The sequence below is a fragment of the Phocaeicola fibrisolvens genome (assembly GCF_025567125.1).
GTDB classification, from domain to species: Bacteria; Bacteroidota; Bacteroidia; order Bacteroidales; family Bacteroidaceae; genus Phocaeicola; species Phocaeicola fibrisolvens.
Genome location: NZ_JAOQJI010000083.1, coordinates 1 through 6,102 on the forward strand (window position 1 = coordinate 1; position 6,102 = coordinate 6,102).

At 40.7% G+C, this 6,102-nt stretch carries 2 protein-coding genes and 1 pseudogene; all 3 read left to right on the forward strand.

Going from position 1 to position 6,102, the window contains the following annotated elements:
- Nucleotides 1-474 precede the first annotated feature (474 nt).
- The 3 genes and pseudogenes from OCV81_RS17300 to OCV81_RS17310 all read left to right on the forward strand — a co-directional run bounded on the left by OCV81_RS17300 (nt 475) and on the right by OCV81_RS17310 (nt 5,772).
- A pseudogene (locus OCV81_RS17300) lies at nt 475-3,631 on the forward strand (SusC/RagA family TonB-linked outer membrane protein).
- 20 nt (nt 3,632-3,651) lie between these two features.
- Nucleotides 3,652-5,202, forward strand: a complete 1,551-nt coding sequence (locus OCV81_RS17305; RefSeq protein WP_148331087.1) for a SusD/RagB family nutrient-binding outer membrane lipoprotein — start codon at nt 3,652-3,654, stop codon at nt 5,200-5,202.
- Between the two features lie 36 nt (nt 5,203-5,238).
- Entirely contained in the window at nt 5,239-5,772 is a 534-nt protein-coding gene (locus tag OCV81_RS17310; protein WP_148331088.1) for a lipid-binding protein, read from the forward strand.
- Nucleotides 5,773-6,102: the final 330 nt, after the last annotated feature.

A 6,102-nucleotide genomic window follows, 5' to 3' on the forward strand; every position in this document is an offset into this window, starting at 1 on the left:
TTTTTTTGAGGAAAATCCAAACGACTTCAATCTGATATGAAACGACAGAGGCCATCTCAATTCATTTTGAGACGGCCTCTTTTTATTTTCTTTTTGGTGGAGTGGGGGATTTTCCATCGTGTCGTATTTACTCTATTTGTGGTTTCTTTTTGATTTATTTGCAAGTTTGAAAAAATACATGATATATTGAGTTGGTATGTTTTTGTTTTGTTTTAGTTTGTGTTTTTAAGTTTCGGATTGTATTAAAATCTATGCATTTTATTTGAATATGGTTTCTTGTTATGCATTCAATGTGAATAATTATTTATTTTCAAAATAACTTTTTGCTTTTCAATTATATTTTTCTGTGATATTTTGCTTTTTATTTATTTAAATATATATCTTTGCGACGTTGTTAATGAGTTTTAATATGTATTTATAATGTGTTATTAACTAAACGAGATTTGTTTAAATGTTTAATCAAAGGAGGGATTTATGAAAAGGAAACTTACATTGATGCTGGCCTTTCTGTTTGTATGGATGGGAATAGCATGGTCGCAAGGATTGATCGTAAAAGGTGTGGTAACTTCTGAAGAGGATGGTCTGCCTATTGTGGGAGCTTCAGTCTTGGTGAAAGGCACTACGCAAGGAACCACTACTGATGTGGATGGTAATTTTATGATTACGGGAGTAAAGGCTGAAAGCAAGACGTTGATTGTGTCATTTGTGGGTATGAAAAGTCAGGAAGTAGCCATAAAGAATACTCCATTGCATGTGATTTTGAAGAGTGATTCAAGAGGTACTGGATGAAGTCGTGGTTACTGCATTGGGTATGAAACGAAGCGAGAAGACGTTGGGATATGCTGCTACTACGGTGAAGTCGGAAGATATAGATGCAGGTAAGTCCGGTTCAGTGATGGGTGGATTAAGCGGTAAAGTAGCCGGTGTACAGATTTCATCAGCAGGAAATACAGGTACTTCTCAAAAAGTCTTGATTCGTGGTATTTCTTCTTTGAACAACAACTCGCCGTTGTATATCGTGGATGGGGTGCCTATTGACAACTCTACTTTCCGCGGTAGTCCGACAGATGACAGTTCAACTACCGACTTTGGTAATGCAGCCAATGACATTAACTCTGAAGATGTGGAATCGGTCACCATCTTGAAAGGAGCATCGGCTACGGCATTGTATGGTTCTCGTGCAGCCAATGGAGTGGTAATGATTACCACGAAAAAAGCCGGGATTGAGAAATTGAGTGTAACGTATGACGGTTCATTTACGGCTTCGAAAGTATTGCGTGTAATGCAGACGCAGGACTTGTTCGGACAAGGATGGGGAAGCTGGAACAGAAGTGAAAACGGTTCATGGGGGCCTCGTTTGGATGGCACCATTCATGAATGGGGATCAGACCAACTGGATACTCCGATGACCAAACCGTTTTCATACGTAGAGCATAACCTGAGAAATTTTTATCAGACAGGTTTTGAGAAGAACAACAACGTCAGCGTGCGATACGGAAATGACAAGGTGGGAGTCGTTGCTTCGTATGGTAATTTGTCGTCCAATGGTATTTTGCCGAACAACGGAGACCTGTTCTCCAGAAATACGTTCTCATTGCGTGGTTATATGAATATCAATAAGTTCTCTTTGGATATGACGATGAATTACGTGCGTAAGGACATCAGTCGCAGCAACGATATGTATATGGAATTGTTGCAGCATGCGGTGGACGTAGATTTCAGTCAGATGAAAGATTACAATGATGAACGCTACAATCTGGACAACTATTATACGTTCTATGCTACCAACCCTTATTATATGATTGATAATTATAGAAGTAATTATCAGGATGACCGTGTGTACGGACGTATTGAAATGAGTTATGAGATTATGAAAGGCTTGAAGGCTACGGCTCGTTTAGGTGGTGACTTCTCTAATAACCGTACCACTAGCCAGGAGCCTAAAACAACTTTCTCTAACGGGTCTTACAGCCAGTTGGGTGGAGCCACTGAATCTTTAGGTTATTACTCAGAGTATCGTTACAACCGCAGTCAGATAGATGCGACTGCTCTGTTGAATGCAGATTACAAGATTCATGATTTTTCTATTAATGCAGTAGCTGGATGGAACTTGAACCAGCGCAGTTACGGATATACCGGTGGATATGTGGATGGTTTGGCCATTGCCGGATGGTATAGCTTGTACAATACATCTTCTTCTGCCGTATCTGTCACTTACAATGAACTTCGTCGTTTGATTGGTGCTTTTGCACAGGCCGAGTTGGGTTATAAAGATATGGTATTCTTGAATCTGTCGGGACGTAATGACTGGTCGTCTACTCTTCCAGCCGGAAACAACAGTTTCTTCTATGGAGGTGCCAACGTGTCATTCCTTTTAACAGAGATGATGCCATCACTGAAAGAACATCAGGTAGATTTCTTGAAAGTGCGTGCAGCTTTAGGACAGACAGGTAATGATGCCAATGTGTATAAGACTACATCATGGTATCAGATTGCCAATTTCAAGGACATTAATGGCTATTATACTTCCATGCCGATTGGCGGGGTGATGGGTATGACATCGAATAATACGTTGCCGAGTACGAACTTGAAGCCTGAAATGACCACAGAATACGAGGTCGGATTGTCGGGAAGTTTCTTTAATAACCGCTTGACTGTAGATGCTTCTTATTATAACCGTATGACGAAAGACCAGATTATTTCTGCCTCACTGGCTCCTGAAACTGCTTACTCATACGAGACGAAAAATGTAGGAAAAATTCAGAATCAGGGTGTGGAATTGATGGTGAACTTGACTCCGGTTCGTACGAAGGATTGGACATGGGACATTGGATTTACGTTTACCAAGAACATGAGTGAAGTGAAGGAACTTTGGGACGGTGCGGATGAGTACTCTTATACTAACTGGCGTGGTGTATATTATGTCCTGAAGGTAGGTGAACCTGTAGGGTTGTTCCGTATTCCTGCTGCCAATAAAGTGATGGATGAAAACAGTCCTTATTATGGATATAACATTGTGAATAACAATGGTTTCCTTTCAGATAGTAATACCGAATATGAATATGTGGGAAGCTCAGAAGCGAAGTTCAACATGGGATTCAATACGAGTCTGAAGTGGAAAGGTTTTACTTTCAGTGCTTCTGCCGACTGGAGAAAAGGTGGTTATATGTTGTCTAACACTTCTTATATTTCGCATTTCAATGGTAACTCTACGCAGACTGTGTTCAATGAGCGTAACTCATTTATTTATCCACACTCTGTAAAGGTTGTAAATGGGGAATACGTGGAAAACAATATTCCTGTTCGTACCGACCAGATGAACTATGCGTTGGGTAACTACTCATACAGTCCGGAGGTACGTCGCCAGTTCATTATTCCGAAGGATTACTTCAGATTGCGTGAGGTGTCACTTTCCTATACCTTCCCGAAATCCATGTTGGCAAAGACTCCGTTCCAGCAGGTTTCATTGGCGTTGGTAGGACGTAACCTACTTCTTTTCACTCCGAAAGAAAACAATTACGTAGACCCGGAAGTGTCTAACTTGGGTAATGATTTGTTGTCAGAATTTGGTGAAACCACAGGTACAAGTTCTACGCGCAACATTGGTGTGAACGTGAAAGTCGTATTTTAAACCATTAAAGAAATATCTGTATGAAAAAATATAAATTCTTATATTCCAGCTTGTTTGCCTTGCTGATATCCGGCGCTTCACTGACATCCTGTAAGGATTATCTTGATGTCAATGACAATCCGAACTATCCTGTATCTACTACCATGTCGGCATTGCTTCCTTCTGCATGTGCTTCTACCATCGCACAATTGGGACTTTATGGCGATTTGATAGGGGATATGTGGCTTCAGTTTACCACCCAGGGAAATACTACCAACCAGTATAATACTTTGTGTAATTACAGTCTGACGGTAACTTCATATAACGGTTTCTTTACCAATGCGTATACCAATACATTGCCCGATTTGAAGGATGTGATTACCATGTCTGAACAGGACGAAGCATGGGATTATTGGGTGATTGCCAAAGTGCTTACAGCGTATAATTATCACATGCTGGCCGATTTGTATGAGGATATTCCTTTCACGGAGGCCCTGGACCAAGTGAACTATCCTTATCCTCATTATGATGATGGACGTACGGTGGTGTATCCGGGTATTTTGGCTATTTTGGATGAAGCGATTGCAAAGTGTCCTCAAGCAGCAGAAAAATCCAGTTCTTATATAGAAACGTATGATATGTTTCTGGAAGGAGATATTGATAAGTGGAGAAGATTTGCCAAGAACTTGAAACTGAAAGTGCTGATTCGTGATTTTGAGGCAAACAAGGATGCGATTCAAAGTTTGCTCGATGAAAACGATTTCCTGGAAGACGATTGTGCATTTACGAAGTTTGAGGATGCGACAGACAAAGGAAATCCGTTGTATGAATACAACATTCGCCAGTTGAATACGAAGGAAAATATTCGTGCTTGTCATACTTTGCTGGAGTATCTGTTGCACTACAACGACCCGCGTGTGGCAAACCTGTATATGCCCACTTCAGCTTCTGGAGGAAAGGGCGAGCCTTCTGATATATATGAAGGACTTCCTTGTGGCAGTAAACCTGAAACGTCGGTCATTGAATTGGTCGGTTCGTCACGTTACCTGCAAGCTTATGATGATCCGGTGTATTTGATGAACAAGGCTGAAATTTATTTCTTGGAGGCAGAAGCTTATGCTCGTTTGGGTAATGTAGCAGCTGCAAAAGAGAATTATGAGAAAGGGGTGAAAGCCGCTTTTGACCGGTGGGAATCAACAGCCGGACAAGGAGATGCTTTTGTGGCAGATGGAGGTGCTTATGCTTTTGATGCTACTTCTGAAGAAAGCATGATGAAATGCATTATGACGCAGAAATGGATTTCTTATGCGCATGCCAATGCGCTCGATGGAGTGTTCGACCGCAACCGTACGGGTATTCCAGCTATCAGTACTGCTGCTACAGTACGTGTTTCAGATGTAGCTTTGGAACGTGAATTGACTCCTGGGTATGAGTTGGGTACATTGGTTGCCCCGGGGTCTTCTGTTTTGCAGCCGATGGAGTTTCCTCGTCGTTTGCTGGTTCCGTCACGCTCATCTCAATATAATCCGAATGCGCCGGTTACAAAGGAGTTGGATGAGCCTATGTGGTGGCAGGTAGAGAATGGAAAATAATTAATTGATGTACATATTAAAATTAGAATTGCTTTTATGAAAAGAATTAAATATGCCTATTTACTGCTGTTATCTTGTTTGTGGATACTGACAGCTTGTAATTCTGAAGATTTAAGTTATGACATAGAGTACACTCCAATTCATCCGTTGGGAGGACAATATACTGTTTCCATATCTAGAAATGGAACGGTCATCGCGGAAGGGGTGAACTGTTTCTTGGCCAATACGACAGACTATGATACGGATAAATGTTGGATTCGTATCGGGTCGTATAATTCATCCAATACAGTAAGTAATGAGCTGAAACGTTATTTTATCAATGGAAAAATCTCGTGCAATGTTCCGGAATTGTCTTTTTCAGGTACGGACGTGATGAATTTGGCTAGTAATGTAACTTCTTCTGAGGAAACTTTTACATTGACAGACGGAAAACTGGAATTGAATGGTGCTACGGCTCCTTCAGGAACAGTATCAGATAAGATTTCTTTTACCTATACAACAACTGTAGATCCGGGCGTGACTTATTCTGTAGTAGGTTATCGTTATACAGGTTGGAACGAGGATCTATAATATAAATGTCTCTCTTTTAATTTGCATTTTTGAAGGGGCTTCTCAGTGATGAGCGGCCTCTTTTTTTGTCTGGATGGGAGAGGTTCCCAAAAGTATTTGTTATGTTTGATTGACTATGTCAGGGGAAATATATTCTTCTATCTTGCTGAAAAAGAGTGTAATCTATATGTAAAATTATGTAAATGTTTCCCGTAAAAAAACGCTTCGACGTTTGTGTTGAAACGCCTAAACGTTTTCCTTGAAACGTCGAAGCGTTTTGTCTTAAACGTCTAAGTGTTTTGATTGAAATGCCTAAGCGTTTTTTTCAAGTCTTCTTATGTCTTCTTTATC